The sequence below is a fragment of the Actinoplanes sp. NPDC004185 genome (assembly GCF_053603475.1).
Genome location: NZ_JBSGFR010000003.1, coordinates 26193 through 39030 on the forward strand (window position 1 = coordinate 26193; position 12838 = coordinate 39030).

Below are 12838 nucleotides of genomic sequence, written 5' to 3' on the forward strand. Positions count from 1 at the left end.
TCCCCCCGACCGTGCGGCGGTCCAGCGGGGCCTCGTCGTGTCCGCCGACCGGGCATATCGGACCGTACCGGCGCATGTCGATCGGGCCACTCATCACTGCGGCCCCGGGCCCCTCAGCCGACCCGGTGGATCCCGACCCCCTACGCCTGATGCGCGACAGAGATCATCACGGTTACGTTCTTTCTCGATGATCACCGACAGGGCTCGGAGCAGCGACTACGCCCGCCAGGGCCGTGAGCCCGGCGCGGTGCGGACCCGGGTCAGCCCGCCGCGCAGCCCGGGCGAGCAGACCCGTCGGGTGCCGTTGCCGGTCCGTACGCCGCTCGTCATCGCCGTCGTCCCGGCCTACAACGAGGCCGCCTCCATCGCGGCCACCGTACGGGCCCTGCGCGAGCAGTGGGCGCCGCGCCTCGACGAGATCATCGTCGTGCCGAACAACTGCACCGACGACACTGCCCGGCTCGCCCGGGCCGCGGGCGCCACGGTGCTGGAGTTCCCCGGCGTCAACGTCCACAAGAAAGCCGGCGCGCTGAACTGGGCGATCACCAGGCTGCTGCCGCGACTGCGGGACGAGGACCAGATCCTGGTCACCGACGCCGACAGCATGCTGGACCCGGATTTCACCCAGCACGCCCGCCGGGCCCTGCTGCGCCCCCAGCTCAACGGGCACCGCCGGTCACGGCGGCGGCGGCCCGAGGTGGGCGCGGTGTGCGCCTGCTTCCGCACCGAGCTGGGACCGACGAGCCTGCTGGCACGCCTGCAACGCAACGAGTACGAGCGCTTCGCCCGCCAGATCGGCCGCGGCGGCGACAACGCCCTGGTGCTGTCCGGGGTGGCCACCCTGTTCGACGTCGCGGCGGTCCGGGCGGTGATCGCCGCCCGCGGCCAGGCGCTGCCCGGCCATCCCGGCGAGTTCTACCACCGCGACACCGCCACCGAGGACATCGAGCTGACCTTCGCCTTCCGGGCGCTGGGCTACCGGCCGATGGCGCCGGCCTCCGCCCGCGCGGTCACCGACACCATGCCGACCTGGCGGGCCCTGAGGGACCAGCGGTTGCGCTGGCAGCGCGGCATGCTCGACAGCCTGCGCATCTACGGCCTCACCCGGGCCACCGCCGCGGACCTGGGCCGGCAGCTGGCCATCTACGCGGGCTCCCTGATGGCGCCCGCCTACCTGCTGTTCCTGCTGGTCACGATGCTGGGGTACGGCTCTGTGCCGTTCTCCTGGAAGTGGGCGCCCCTCACCCTCGTGTTCGTCGCGGAACGGGTGTGGACAGTGCGCCGGAACCGCCCGTCGGACCTGCTGCTGGCGGCGGTCCTGCTGCCCGAATGGGCCTACGAGCAGTGGCGGTCGGGGGTGTACTGGCTGGCGGTCTGGAAGACCTTGCGCGGCTCCCGCCGCGAATGGATCAACGTCTGATTCCTGGGGAGGACATCATGTACGGACAAGTTGCCGGAGGCAGCGCCACAGTCGGTGGCGGGGCGCTCGCCCTGACCGGCTTCAACACGGTATGGACGGTGGTCGCCGGCGTCACGCTGATGGTGGCGGGCCTGGCGGTCATGCGCCTGGTCCCGAAGCGTCGCCGGGTGCGCGGCTGATCGTCGCCTGATTGTCCGCGGCCCCTGCCTCCGCCCGGGACGGGGGCCACGGCCATGCCCGGACCCGCGAGCGGGCGGTCCAGGCAAGCCACCCAGCCGCGGCCGGGGGTGGGGTCAGGCGACGCGCGGCCCGGCGCGAGCGGACGCGATGCGGCCGGGCCCGGGTCAGGACCGGCCGGGCTCGATCGGGCGGGCGGCGGCGATGACCCGGGTGAGGGCCGCGTGCAGGCTCCGCAGCTCCTCGATGGGCATGCCGAGGCTCTGCACCACGGCCGGCGGGATCTGCTCGGCGCGGCTGCGCAGGGCCTGCCCGGCGGGGGTGAGCGTCACCGCCAGGCTGCGTTCGTCGGCCGGGTCCCGCTCGCGGCGCAGGTAGCCGATCGCCTCCAGCCGCTTCAGCAGCGGTGACAGCGTGCCCGGGTCGAGCTGCAGCAGACCGCTGAGCTCGCGGACGGACAGCGGGGCGTGCTGCCACAACGCCAGCATCACCAGGTACTGCGGGTGGGTCAGGCCCATCGGCTCCAGCAGCGGCCGGTAGACGGCCACGACGCCGCGGGCGGCGACCGACAGCGCGAAACAGACCTGCTGCTCCAGGGCCAGCGGGTCCTCGGTGTCGACCGGGTCACTCATGCGCGTTCTCCTCAGCTTCATGGTTAGACTACCAATAGTTGGTGTACAAAACATTGGTGCGGCAAATGATCGGTCGGAGCCGCTAGGCCGGGAGGGCGCAAGGCATGCCGAAGGACGCGAACGGACGAGGCGGCAACCGGCTGACGCGGTGGTTCCGCGAGACGTTCCACGACTGGTTCTTCCGTTCCATGATCGGGCCGGCGCAGACCCGCAATGCCGTGCACGGCGCCGAGGCGTTCGCCCGCGAGCAGTGGAAGCTCGACCTCGAGGCCCGCAAGCGCCACACCCAGGAGCAGCGCGAACGCAAGCGCCAGGCCCGCGCGGCGGGACGCGGCCTCTGAGCCCGTCGAGAGTTCGTCATATCGGCGAAACATGATGACAGTGGGATTACCAGCGAGTAACCATGGTGACGGAGCATTGATCTGCCTCGATGGCGAGGCCGCCGGACCGTCCGTCCCCACGGGCCACCCCCGCGGTGCCGGACGACGTCGGCGAGTTCCTCCCCCACCCTAGGGAGCTCCGCACATGCGCAATCCCGCCAAGCACCTGCTCGCCGCCGCCACCCTCACCGCCGCCCTCGTCACTGCTCCGGCCGGCCCGGTCCTCGCCGCCGGGCCAGCCGACACCGCGCGTCCGCTCAGCGCCCGGGCCGCCCTCGCAGCCAACCCGTACGAGCGGGGACCCGCACCCACCGTGGCCGGCATCGAGGCCAGCCGCGGCTCGTTCGCCATCGCCCAGGTCGCCGTGGCCCGGTCCAGCGTCTCCGGCTTCGGCGGCGGGACCATCTACTACCCGACCAGCACCAGCGCCGGCACCTTCGGCGCGGTCGCGGTCTCGCCCGGCTTCACCGCCTCGCAGTCCAGCGTCGCCTGGTACGGCCCCCGCCTCGCCTCGCAGGGCTTCGTGGTGATCACCATCGACACGCTCAGCGTCTACGACCAGCCGGCCAGCCGCGGCACCCAGCTGCTGGCCGCCCTCGACTACCTGACCCGGACCAGCTCCGTACGCACCCGGATCGACGCGAGCCGGCTCGGGGTCATGGGCCACTCGATGGGTGGCGGTGGCAGCCTCTCCGCCTCGCGGACCCGTCCGCAGCTGCAGGCGGCCATTCCGCTGACGCCGTACCACTCCACCAAGAACTGGTCCGCCGACACCGTGCCGACCCTGATCATCGGGGCCGAGAACGACACGGTGGCGCCGGTGGCGTCGCACGCCGAGCCGTTCTACACCAGCCTGCCGAGCAGCGCGGACAAGGCGTACCTGGAGCTCAACAACGCCTCGCACTCGGCGCCGACCTCGGCCAACGTGACCATCGCGAAGTACAGCATCTCGTGGCTCAAGCGGTTCATCGACAACGACACCCGCTACGAGCAGTTCCTCTGCCCGGCCCCGAGCGGCCCGGCGATCAGTGAGTACCGCGACACCTGCCCGCACTCCTGACCTCATGACAGCGGCTCGCCACCGGGGCACCGGTGGCGAGCCGCCTCGTCGCGGATCAGGCGATCTTGACCAGCACCTTGCCCAGGCCGTCGCCGCGCAGCATGGCCAGGAAGGCCTCCGGGGCCTGGTCGAGCCCCTCGAACACGGTCTCGTGGTGCCGGATGGTGCCGTCGGCGACCAGCGGCGCCATCTCCTCGATGAAGGCGCCCCGCAGGTCACCGTGATCGCGGACCAGCATGCCGCGCATGGTGAGCCGCTTGCCGATGAGCATGGCCAGGTTGCGCGGCGCCGGAGTCGGCTCGGTGGCGTTGTAGACGCTGATCATGCCGCAGACGGTGATCCGGCCGTGCACGTTCAGCGCGGAGATGGCGGCCTCGAGATGGTCGCCGCCGACATTGTCGAAGTACACGTCGATGCCGTCCGGCGCGGCCCGCTTGAGCTGCTCGCGGATCGGGCCGTCGTGGTAGTCGAAGGCCTCGTCGAAGCCCAGCTCGCCGGTGAGGAAGGCGACCTTGGCCGCCGATCCGGCGCTGCCGATGACCTTGGCGGCGCCCCGGTGCCGGGCCAGCTGCCCGACGACCTGGCCGACCGCGCCGGCGGCGCTGGAGACGAAGACGACATCGCCGGGCTTGAACTCGGCGGTGCGCAGCAGACCCGCGTACGCGGTCAGCCCGGTCATGCCCAGCACCCCGAGGTACGCCCCCAGCGGCGCCCGCGACGGGTCGACCTTCGCGGCGGAGCGGGCGTCCACCAGGGCGTACTCCCGCCAGCCGAGCCCGTGCAGCACCATGTCCCCGGGCTTGAACCCGTCGACCGCCGACTCGGCGACCTCACCGAGCGCGCCGCCCTCCAGCGCCTCGCCGACCGTGAACGGCGCCACGTAGGACTTGCGGTCGTCCATCCGGCCCCGCATGTACGGGTCGACGCTCATCAGCACGTTGCGCACCAGCAGCTGACCGGGCGCCGGGTCGGCGACCTCGACGCGGGTGAACTCGAAGGTCTCGGCGGTGGGCCAGCCGTGCGGGCGGGCCGCCAGGCGTACCTCGGTGGAGTGGACGGACACTGGCCCTCCCGGAGATCGCGAATGTATACACTGCGCACATTAGGAAGGCGGTGTGTGCAGTGTCAACTTCGCGTCCCTATCACCACGGCGATCTGCGGGCCGCACTGCTCGACGCCGCGCTGGAGCTGCTGGAGGAGGACGAGACGTTCTCGCTGCGCGCGGTGGCGCGGCGGGCGGGCGTCTCGCCCAACGCCCCGTACCGGCACTACGCGGACAAGGAGGCCCTGCTCGCCGCGCTGGCGACGTACGGCTTCGCCCAGCTCGCGGACCGCCTCGAAGCCGCCGCCGAACTGACCGACATGGCCGAGCAGTACGTGGCCTTCGCCCTCGCCCATCCCGGCCTGTTCCGGTTGATGTACGGCCGGCCGACCGCCAACGCCGCCTCCGCCCGCACGGCGGAGATCCTGGCCAGCCGGCTCGCCGCCCCGGCCCTGCAGATCGGCGCCTGGGCGATGGTGCACGGGCTGGCCGTCCTGCTTCTCGACGGCAAGCTGACCTGTGCCGACCCGGCCCAGCTGGTGCGGACGACGGTGACGGCCGCCCTGGCTCCCGCGGCTCCGGCCGGGAAACGGCTCGACACGTGAGCGCCGATGCCCTGTGATCGACTCGTGAAGATGCACGCGGACCAGGTCGAGCTCAGCCCCGGGCAGGTCGCCGAGCTGGTGGCCGCCCAGTTCCCGCAGTGGCGTGACCAGGCCGTGCGGCTGGTCACCTCGCACGGCACCGTCCACGCTCTGTTCCGCCTCGGCGACGACCTGGTCGCCCGCCTCCCCCTGCGACCCAGCGCCGCGGCCGACCGCCGCGACGAGCTCACCGGCACGCAGGAGCGGGCCCGGCGGCTGGCCGCCCAGGTGCCCCTCGCGGTGCCCGAACCGGTCGCTCTGGGAGCGCCGGATGCCGGCTACCCCGGCTGGTGGACGGTGGACCGGTGGATCCCCGGCGAGACCGCGAGTCGCCACACCATCGGTGACCCCGCCGCCTTCGCCCGGGAGCTGGCCGGCTTCGTCACCGCCCTGCACGCCGTGAACACGGGTGGCCGTACCTGGAACGGCGTCAGCCGCGGCGGCCCGCTGGCCGCCAAGGACGACGACGTCCAACGAGCGCTGGCGCAGAGCACGCACCTGATCGACACCGCCCGGCTGGCCCGGATCTGGGCGCGGTGCCGTGACGCCGACCCGGCCCCGGCCGACGTCTGGATCCACGCCGATCTCATGCCGGGCAACCTGCTCGTGCGCGACGGCCGCCTGGCGGCGGTCATCGACCTGGAGACGGTCTGCGTCGGCGACCCGGCCGTCGACCTCATGCCGGCGTGGAACCTGCTGCCCGCCGATGCCCGTGACGTCTACCGGCAGGCGCTGAGCGTCGACGACGCGGCCTGGGCGCGCGGGACAGGCTGGGCGATCGTGCAGGCCATCGTCGCCCTGCCGTACTACGTCGACACCAATCCGGTGATGGCCGCGACGGCCCGCGACACCCTCACCGCGATCCTCGACTGATCGCCCGCCTGCGGCAGCGCAGGCGGGCGAGCGTCGAGGCGGTCAGACGGTACGGGCCAGCCGGTCGGCCAGCAGCTTGGCGAAGCGGGCCGGGTCGGCCAGGTCGCCGCCCTCGGCCAGCAGCGCCGTGCCGTACAGCAGCTCGGCGGTCTCCGGCAGGTTGGGGTCGTCGGCGCGCTGCTCGTGAGCCGCGCGCAGGCCGCTGACCAGCGGGTGGTCCGGGTTGAGCTCGAGGATCCGCTTCACCGGCGGCACCTGCTGGCCCATCGCCCGGTACATCTTCTCCAGCGTCGGGGTGATGTCGTCGGCGTCGCTGACCAGGCAGGCCGGGGAGGTCGTCAGCCGGGTGGACAGCCGGACCTCCTTGACCTCGTCGGTCAGCGTCTCCCCGAGCCAGGTCAGCAGCGGCGCGAACTCGCCCGACTTCTCCTCCGAGGCCGGCTCCGAGGCCAGGTCCACCGAGCCGCGGGCGATGGACTGGAGCTTCTTGCCGTCGTACTCGGGGACGGCGTCGACCCAGATCTCGTCCACCGGGTCGGTGAGCAGCAGCACCTCGTACCCCTTGGCCTTGAAGGCCTCCATGTGCGGCGAGTTCTCCACCTGCGCCCGGGTCTCGCCGGTCATGAAGTAGATCTCGTCCTGGCCCTCGGGCATCCGCTCGACGTAGGCGGCCAGGGTGGTCGGCTCGCTGCCGGCGGTGGAGGCGAACGACGCGACGTCGAGGATGGCCTTCTGGTCGTCGGCGTCGCCGAGCAGGCCCTCCTTGATCGCGCGGCCGAACTCGCGCCACAGGGTCGCGTACTTCTCCGGCTCCTTGGTCTGCAGGTCCTTGATGGTGCTGAGGACCTTCTTGGCGAGCCGGCGGCGGATCAGCTGGATGTGCCGGTCCTGCTGCAGGATCTCGCGGGAGATGTTCAGCGACAGGTCGGCCGCGTCCACCACGCCCTTGACGAAGCGCAGGTAGTCGGGCATCAACTCTCGGCTGTCGTCCATGATGAAGACGCGCTTGACGTAGAGCTGGATGCCGCGGCGGCCGTCGCGCTGGAACAGGTCGTGCGGGGCCCGCGACGGGATGAACAGCAGGGCCTCGTACTCGAAGGTGCCCTCGGCCTTCATCTGGATGGTCTCGAGCGGGTCGGTCCAGTCGTGGCTGATGTGCCGGTAGAACTCGGTGTACTCCTCGTCCTTGACCTCCGAGCGGGGCCGCGCCCACAGCGCCTTCATCGAGTTGAGGGTCTGGTCCCCCATCCGGATCGGGAACGCGATGAAGTCGGAGTACCGCTTGACGATCTCCTTGATCTTCGGATCGTCGGTGTAGTCGTAGAGCGCGTCCTCCTCGTCCTTGGGACGCAGGTGGACGGTCACCGCGGTGCCCTGCGGGGCGTCGGCCACGGACTCGATCGTGTAGGTGCCCTCGCCGGCCGACTCCCAGCGCGTACCCTCGCTCTCGCCCGCCTTGCGGGTCACCAGGGTGACCTTGTCGGCGACCATGAACGTGGAGTAGAAACCCACGCCGAACTGGCCGATCAGCTCGGCCGACTCCTTGGCATCCTTGAGCCGGCTGAGCATCTCGGCGGTGCCGGACTTGGCGATGGTGCCGATCAGCGCGACGACCTCGTCCCGCGACATGCCGATCCCGTTGTCCCGCACGGTCAGCGTGCGCGCCTCCGCGTCGACCTCCAGCGCGATGTGCAGATCGCCGGTGTCGGCCTCCAGCTCGCTGGTCAGCACCGCGAGCCGCAGCTTGTCCAGCGCGTCGGAGGCGTTGGAGATCAGCTCCCGCAGGAAGATGTCCTTGTTCGAGTAGATCGAATGGACCATGAGCTGCAGCAGCTGCCGCGCCTCGGCCTGGAATTCCAGCGTCTCCGAACTCATAACACCCTCCGTGCCGGTTTGTCGTTCCGCAGCGATCGTATGACCCGACAGTGACCGGCCTTCCCCCGGATCGCCCCGTCGTGCTGAACTGACGGCCAGCCGGACAGGGAGACACCATGACCGCAGCGCCCCGTACCACCGCTCCCGCCGGGACGTCGCCCGCGCTGACCGGGCGCCTGGTCCTGTGGTCGGCCGTCGCGCTGAACGTGGTGATCGTCGAGACGGTGTTCCTCACCGCCGGCCAGGCCCCGAACGCCCTCATCGCCGTCGGCAAGTGGCTCGGGCTGCACCTGGCCCTGGTGATGGTCGTGCAGCTCGTGCTGGTGGCCCGCCTGCCGTGGCTGGATCGGCGGATCGGCATGGACCGGCTCACCTCCTGGCACCGGTGGACCGGCTTCGCCCTTTTCTGGCTGGTCCTGCTGCACCCGCTCTTCGTGCTGCTCGGCTACGCGAGCCAGTACAAAAGCACGTTCCTGTCGCAGTTCAGCAGACTGAGCGCCCAGCAGCCGATCCTGCTGGGCATCCTCGCCGCCGGCATCGTGCTGGTCGCGGCCGGCCTTTCGGTACGCGCGGCGCGGCGCCGCCTGTCGTACGAGGCCTGGCACGCGGTGCACCTGCTGCTGTACGTGGCCATCGTCCTCGCCCTGATCCACCAGCTCTCCGAGGTCTCGACGTTCACCTCGTCACCGCTGGCCGAGGCGTACTGGTGGGCGCTGTGGGTCTTCGCGTTGGGCTCCCTGGCCGCCGGCCGGGTCGTGCTGCCCCTGGTCCGCAACGCACGCCACCAGTTCCGGGTCGCGGCCGTGGTCCCCGAGTCCGACGACGTCGTCTCGGTCTACGTGACCGGCAAGCACCTGGACAAACTGCCGGCCCGCGCGGGCCAGTTCATGATCTGGCGGTTCCTGGGCCACGGCCGCTGGTGGGAGGCCAACCCGTTCTCCCTGTCGGCCGCCCCGGACGGCCGCACGCTGCGCCTGACGGCCAAGGCGGTGGGGTCGGCGAGCGCGCGCCTGCGGACGGTCCCGGTCGGCTCCCGGGTCTTCGCCGAGGGCCCGTACGGCGCCTTCACCGCCCTCAGCCGCACCAGACCGGCCACCCTGCTGATCGCCGGTGGCGTCGGCATCACGCCGATCCGGGCCCTGCTCGAGGAGGCGACCGGCCCAACGACGGTGCTGTACCGCGCGGCCACGACCGAGCAGGCGGTCCTGCTCGGCGAACTGCAGAATCTGGCCCGGTCGCGGGGTGCCCAGCTGCACGTCCTGACCGGCCGCACGGGTGCGGGAACCCCGCCGAACACCCCGTTCGCCCCGGAGAACCTGCTGGCGCTGGTCCCGGACATCACCGGCCGGGACGTCTACGTCTGCGGCCCGGCGGCGATGACCGACGCGGTGCTGCGCAGCCTGCGCGCCCTGAAGGTGCCGGCCGCGCAGGTGCACTCGGAACGCTTCAGCCTGGCGAGCTGACTACTCGCACCCCACCCCGTCGCCGTCACGGTCCAGCTTGCGGCTGTAGCCCGGGTCGCCCCGGTGGATCGGGTCCGCGCCGGCCGCCCGCACCGCCGTGCAGTTGGCGTAATAGACCGCGGCCGGTGCGGGCCTGGTGGTCCTCTTCGGCTTGGGCTTCGGCTTGGGTTTTGGCTTCGGCTTGGGCTTGGGCTTCAACTTCGGCTTCGGCTTGGCTTGTGGCTCCGCCGGGATAAGCGTGGGCGACGCGCTCGACGTCGTCGGTGCGGGCCCGGGGGTGCCGGTGGCCGGCTGCCCGGCCTGGCCCAGGATCCGGGCCTGCTCGGCGGCCGTGTCCGTGGTGCGGGTCGAGGCGGGTGAGCCGGTGTCCTCGGCGGCGGCGCCGAGTCCGAGGACACCCGCGCAGAGGCTGACGGCCAGCAGCGCGCCGAGGCCGGTGATCACCTGCTTGTCACCCTTGGTGAGTCTGCTCATGGTTCCTCCAGCGGGAACGGTCCGGCGGGACGACGCCGGTGTCCATGAAGGATCCACCCCGGACAGTCGGCCCGTAAGAACCGTTCGGTCGACGTTTCTGTCCGGTCCGCAAGCCGGCCGGTGCCGGAGGGTCCGCTCAGGCGGCCGGTGGCGGGAGGATCTCGACCACGCGGAAGCGCTTGGCGACCATCAGCGTGTCGTCGTCCACGGTGAAGGCCGGGTCATCCAGGTCCGCGCGGGCCTCGGCACTGTGCCAGAAGGCCTCGTGGTCCGCGCGCCAGGCGGCCACCGACTCGAAGCCCTCACCCTCGTCGATCGCGTGCTGCAGGTCGACGTCGCCGAGCCGGACCACCCGGACCTCGGTCGTCTCGATGACCGCGACCGGCCGGTCCTGCGAGTCCATCACCACCGACCGTTCGCCGACCTGTGGCAGCGGATCGTGGTGGTGCTCGTAGTCGGCGACCAGGCTGGAGGTGGAGGTCTTGGCGCCGGCCAGGATCGCGCCGACCAATTTGTCGCGCAGCGGGCCAGGAAAGGCGAAGTACGCCGGTGCGGCGTCGAGGTCCATGCCGGCAGCCTACGGAGCCCACCGCGGCCGTGCCGCTCGATTACGCTGCCGGCGCGCCGACGGAGGAGCGATTCAGCAGCCGGGTCCGGCGGCCCGGCCCTTGACGATCCGGTACGCCGAGATGTCGCCCTCCACCCACGGCTGGATCTGCCTGATCGTGGTGGGCGTGGTGCCGTGCTGAGCCAGGTAGCCGAGGATGGCCTCGTCCACGGTCCGGCACGAAGCCTGACCCGCCACGGTCTCAGCGGTGCTGCGGATCCGATCAGCGTTCAACGCAGCGTAAGAAACGCCAGCGATACTCACGGTGATAGCCGCAGCCATGGCGACTTCGCTCAAATGCACGGTTATCTCCTGCTCAGTACGTCAGCAGCTGCCGACCGGACCACTCTAGGCGATATTACATGCCGTAGTCACTTGGCCCTTCCAGTCGCCGCGACTGGCCGGATGGTCAACTCACTGTGACGACTGCGCGCAGCAGGTTGCGGACGGCCATCGTCAGATCCGCGCGGCTCCGCGGCGTGCCGGGGGCGGGCGCCGCGAGCGAGCCCGCGCCGGCCAGCCGGTCGAACAGCAGCCCGTCGACGGCGGCCACCAGGTGACTGCCGCGCTGCTCGGCGTCGGGCGCCTCGGCCGCGGTCAGCAGCGCCTGCGCCTGGGCGCGCATGGCCACCCCGTACGCCAGGATCGGCCGCAGCTCGGGGTGGTGGGTGGCCTCCAGCAGGCAGGCGTACCGGGCCAGGGTGCGCGTACGGCCGGTGGTCAGCCAGTCGTCAAGCAGTGCGGCGATGCTCGCGGCGAGCGCGTCGAGATCCGGAGCCGCCTCGACGGCCCCGGTGGGCACCGCCCGGGCGGCCAGGTCAGCGGTGTCCAGATCGGCGATGCGTTGCACCACCGCTTCGACCAGCGCTTTACGCGTACGCAGATAGGCCGAGGCGGTCCCGGCCGGCAGCCCGGCGCGGGCGTCCACGGCGCGATGGGTCAGGCCTCGCATGCCGAGCTCGGCGATCAGTTCGATCGCCGCGTCGGTGAGAGCGGCGAAGCGCGCGGGTGAGGTGGTGGCCACGACTGCGTAGTATGGCTTTCTACAGATGTAGAAAGGTGGCGCGACATGAGGGCTGTCATCGTCGGTGGCGGGATCGGGGGTCTGTGCGCGGCCCTGGCGTTGCGGCGGACCGGGTGGGAAGTGACCGTGCTGGAACGCGCGCCGCGGATCGGCGCCGTCGGCGCCGGCATCACGCTGATGGCCAACGCGCTGGCCGGGCTCGACGCCCTGGGCGTGGGCGACCGGATACGCGCCCAGGGCCGGGTCGACGCGCCGGGCGGCACCCGTACGCCGGACGGCCGCTGGCTGGCCCGCATCGACGCCGCCGACCTGGAGTCGGCCCTCGGCACGGGTGCGCTCGGCATCCACCGCGCCACCCTGCACCGCATCCTGCTGGCCGCCCTGCCCGCGGCCGCGCTGGTCACCGACGCGGCGGTGACCAGCGTCGAGCCGGGCGCGGTGCTCTCGCCGGCCGGCCGCTGGGAGGCCGACCTGATCATCGGCGCCGACGGCATCGACAGCGCCGTACGCCGCCGGCTCTGGCCGGACGCCGCCCCGCCCCGATACGTCGGGACGACAGCCTGGCGCGGCGTCACTGACGAACCGTGGACGGGCGAGCTCACGGTGGCCATCACCTGGGGTCCGGGCACCGAGTTCGGCATCGTGCCGCTCGGCGACGGCCGGGTCTACTGGTTCGCGGCCACCAACGCCCCGCCGGGCACCCGGAGCGACGACGAGAAGGCTGCAGTCCGGGACATCGTCGGCGGGTGGCACGACCCGGTGCCGGCGCTGCTCGACGCGACGACGACCATCCTGCACCACGATCTGCGGCATCTGCCGGCCCCGCTGCCCACCTACGTGCGCGGCACCGTCGCCCTGCTCGGTGACGCCGCCCACGCCATGACCCCGAACCTCGGCCAGGGTGCCGCCCAGGCCATCGAGGACGCGGTGGTCCTCGGCGCCTCGTGCCCGCCGGGCCGGCCGCTCGCCGAGGGACTGGCCGACTACGACGCGCGGCGGCGGCCCCGGTCGCAGTCGGTCGCCCGGGCCTCGTACCGGATCGGGCGCTTCGGCCAGCAGCTCACCCAGCCGCTGCTGGTCGCCGCGCGCAACACCGCGATCCGCTGGACGCCGCCGCGCCTGGCGCTGCGGTCGATGGCCCGGTACGCCGACTGGCACCCGTGAGCG

The 12838-nt window shown here is 72.0% G+C and carries 15 protein-coding genes; 8 read left to right on the forward strand and 7 right to left on the reverse strand.

Annotated elements, in window-relative coordinates:
* Positions 1 to 187: 187 nt before the first annotated feature.
* Complete coding sequence (locus ACWEOZ_RS04060; protein WP_451909280.1) at positions 188 to 1420, forward strand: glycosyltransferase family 2 protein; 1233 nt, start codon at positions 188 to 190, stop codon at positions 1418 to 1420.
* Between the two features lie 17 nt (positions 1421 to 1437).
* Positions 1438 to 1599 carry a hypothetical protein gene (locus ACWEOZ_RS04065; RefSeq protein WP_451909281.1) on the forward strand — a complete coding sequence of 54 codons (162 nt, stop codon included), beginning with the start codon at positions 1438 to 1440 and terminating at the stop codon, positions 1597 to 1599.
* A 165-nt stretch (positions 1600 to 1764) separates the two neighbouring features.
* Here ACWEOZ_RS04065 and ACWEOZ_RS04070 read toward each other — a convergent pair whose 3' ends face one another.
* A complete protein-coding gene (locus ACWEOZ_RS04070; RefSeq protein ID WP_451909282.1) occupies positions 1765 to 2229 on the reverse strand; it encodes a MarR family winged helix-turn-helix transcriptional regulator in 465 nt (154 codons plus the stop codon).
* A gap of 104 nt (positions 2230 to 2333) precedes the next feature.
* On the opposite strand from ACWEOZ_RS04070, the gene ACWEOZ_RS04075 reads away from it, so the two are divergent.
* The gene (locus tag ACWEOZ_RS04075) at positions 2334 to 2570 is read left to right on the forward strand and encodes a hypothetical protein (RefSeq protein ID WP_451909283.1); all 237 of its coding nucleotides are present in this window, start codon (positions 2334 to 2336) and stop codon (positions 2568 to 2570) included.
* Positions 2571 to 2754: 184 nt separating this feature from the next.
* The gene (locus tag ACWEOZ_RS04080) at positions 2755 to 3669 is read left to right on the forward strand and encodes a poly(ethylene terephthalate) hydrolase family protein (protein WP_451909284.1); all 915 of its coding nucleotides are present in this window, start codon (positions 2755 to 2757) and stop codon (positions 3667 to 3669) included.
* 55 nt (positions 3670 to 3724) lie between these two features.
* Here the strand turns inward: ACWEOZ_RS04080 and ACWEOZ_RS04085 are convergent, their stop codons facing one another.
* The gene (locus tag ACWEOZ_RS04085; protein WP_451909285.1) at positions 3725 to 4732 is read right to left on the reverse strand and encodes an NADP-dependent oxidoreductase; all 1008 of its coding nucleotides are present in this window, start codon (positions 4730 to 4732) and stop codon (positions 3725 to 3727) included.
* A 59-nt stretch (positions 4733 to 4791) separates the two neighbouring features.
* Between ACWEOZ_RS04085 and ACWEOZ_RS04090 the strand changes: the two genes are divergently transcribed.
* Both ACWEOZ_RS04090 and ACWEOZ_RS04095 read left to right on the forward strand, forming a co-directional pair.
* The gene (locus ACWEOZ_RS04090) at positions 4792 to 5316 is read left to right on the forward strand and encodes a TetR/AcrR family transcriptional regulator (protein ID WP_451909286.1); all 525 of its coding nucleotides are present in this window, start codon (positions 4792 to 4794) and stop codon (positions 5314 to 5316) included.
* A gap of 30 nt (positions 5317 to 5346) precedes the next feature.
* Entirely contained in the window at positions 5347 to 6228 is an 882-nt protein-coding gene (locus ACWEOZ_RS04095; protein ID WP_451909512.1) for an aminoglycoside phosphotransferase family protein, read from the forward strand.
* A gap of 42 nt (positions 6229 to 6270) precedes the next feature.
* Here the strand turns inward: ACWEOZ_RS04095 and htpG are convergent, their stop codons facing one another.
* Positions 6271 to 8103, reverse strand: coding sequence for a molecular chaperone HtpG (gene htpG / locus ACWEOZ_RS04100; protein ID WP_451909287.1), 1833 nt, complete (start codon positions 8101 to 8103; stop codon positions 6271 to 6273).
* A 116-nt stretch (positions 8104 to 8219) separates the two neighbouring features.
* Here htpG and ACWEOZ_RS04105 point away from each other — a divergent pair, with 116 nt between their 5' ends.
* Complete coding sequence (locus ACWEOZ_RS04105; RefSeq protein WP_451909288.1) at positions 8220 to 9566, forward strand: ferredoxin reductase family protein; 1347 nt, start codon at positions 8220 to 8222, stop codon at positions 9564 to 9566.
* Here the strand turns inward: ACWEOZ_RS04105 and ACWEOZ_RS04110 are convergent, their stop codons facing one another.
* The 4 genes from ACWEOZ_RS04110 to ACWEOZ_RS04125 form a co-directional block, all read right to left on the reverse strand.
* Positions 9567 to 10040, reverse strand: coding sequence for an excalibur calcium-binding domain-containing protein (locus tag ACWEOZ_RS04110; RefSeq protein ID WP_451909289.1), 474 nt, complete (start codon positions 10038 to 10040; stop codon positions 9567 to 9569).
* 136 nt (positions 10041 to 10176) lie between these two features.
* Complete coding sequence (locus ACWEOZ_RS04115) at positions 10177 to 10608, reverse strand: ASCH domain-containing protein (RefSeq protein WP_451909290.1); 432 nt, start codon at positions 10606 to 10608, stop codon at positions 10177 to 10179.
* Between the two features lie 72 nt (positions 10609 to 10680).
* The gene (locus ACWEOZ_RS04120) at positions 10681 to 10818 is read right to left on the reverse strand and encodes a hypothetical protein (protein WP_451909291.1); all 138 of its coding nucleotides are present in this window, start codon (positions 10816 to 10818) and stop codon (positions 10681 to 10683) included.
* A gap of 238 nt (positions 10819 to 11056) precedes the next feature.
* A complete protein-coding gene (locus ACWEOZ_RS04125; RefSeq protein WP_451909292.1) occupies positions 11057 to 11671 on the reverse strand; it encodes a TetR/AcrR family transcriptional regulator in 615 nt (204 codons plus the stop codon).
* A gap of 45 nt (positions 11672 to 11716) precedes the next feature.
* Here ACWEOZ_RS04125 and ACWEOZ_RS04130 point away from each other — a divergent pair, with 45 nt between their 5' ends.
* A complete protein-coding gene (locus ACWEOZ_RS04130; protein WP_451909293.1) occupies positions 11717 to 12835 on the forward strand; it encodes an FAD-dependent oxidoreductase in 1119 nt (372 codons plus the stop codon).
* Positions 12836 to 12838 lie beyond the last annotated feature (3 nt).

Bases quoted from the DNA above. Each gene is read 5' to 3' on its own strand.
- ACWEOZ_RS04060 (WP_451909280.1), top strand. From the start codon at position 188: ATGATCACCGACAGGGCTCGGAGCAGCGACTACGCCCGCCAGGGCCGT.
- ACWEOZ_RS04065 (WP_451909281.1), top strand. From the start codon at position 1,438: ATGTACGGACAAGTTGCCGGAGGCAGCGCCACAGTCGGTGGCGGGGCG.
- ACWEOZ_RS04070 (WP_451909282.1), bottom strand. From the start codon at position 2,229: ATGAGTGACCCGGTCGACACCGAGGACCCGCTGGCCCTGGAGCAGCAG.
- ACWEOZ_RS04075 (WP_451909283.1), top strand. From the start codon at position 2,334: ATGCCGAAGGACGCGAACGGACGAGGCGGCAACCGGCTGACGCGGTGG.
- ACWEOZ_RS04080 (WP_451909284.1), top strand. From the start codon at position 2,755: ATGCGCAATCCCGCCAAGCACCTGCTCGCCGCCGCCACCCTCACCGCC.
- ACWEOZ_RS04095 (WP_451909512.1), top strand. From the start codon at position 5,347: ATGCACGCGGACCAGGTCGAGCTCAGCCCCGGGCAGGTCGCCGAGCTG.
- htpG (WP_451909287.1), bottom strand. From the start codon at position 8,103: ATGAGTTCGGAGACGCTGGAATTCCAGGCCGAGGCGCGGCAGCTGCTG.
- ACWEOZ_RS04105 (WP_451909288.1), top strand. From the start codon at position 8,220: ATGACCGCAGCGCCCCGTACCACCGCTCCCGCCGGGACGTCGCCCGCG.
- ACWEOZ_RS04110 (WP_451909289.1), bottom strand. From the start codon at position 10,040: ATGAGCAGACTCACCAAGGGTGACAAGCAGGTGATCACCGGCCTCGGC.
- ACWEOZ_RS04115 (WP_451909290.1), bottom strand. From the start codon at position 10,608: ATGGACCTCGACGCCGCACCGGCGTACTTCGCCTTTCCTGGCCCGCTG.
- ACWEOZ_RS04130 (WP_451909293.1), top strand. From the start codon at position 11,717: ATGAGGGCTGTCATCGTCGGTGGCGGGATCGGGGGTCTGTGCGCGGCC.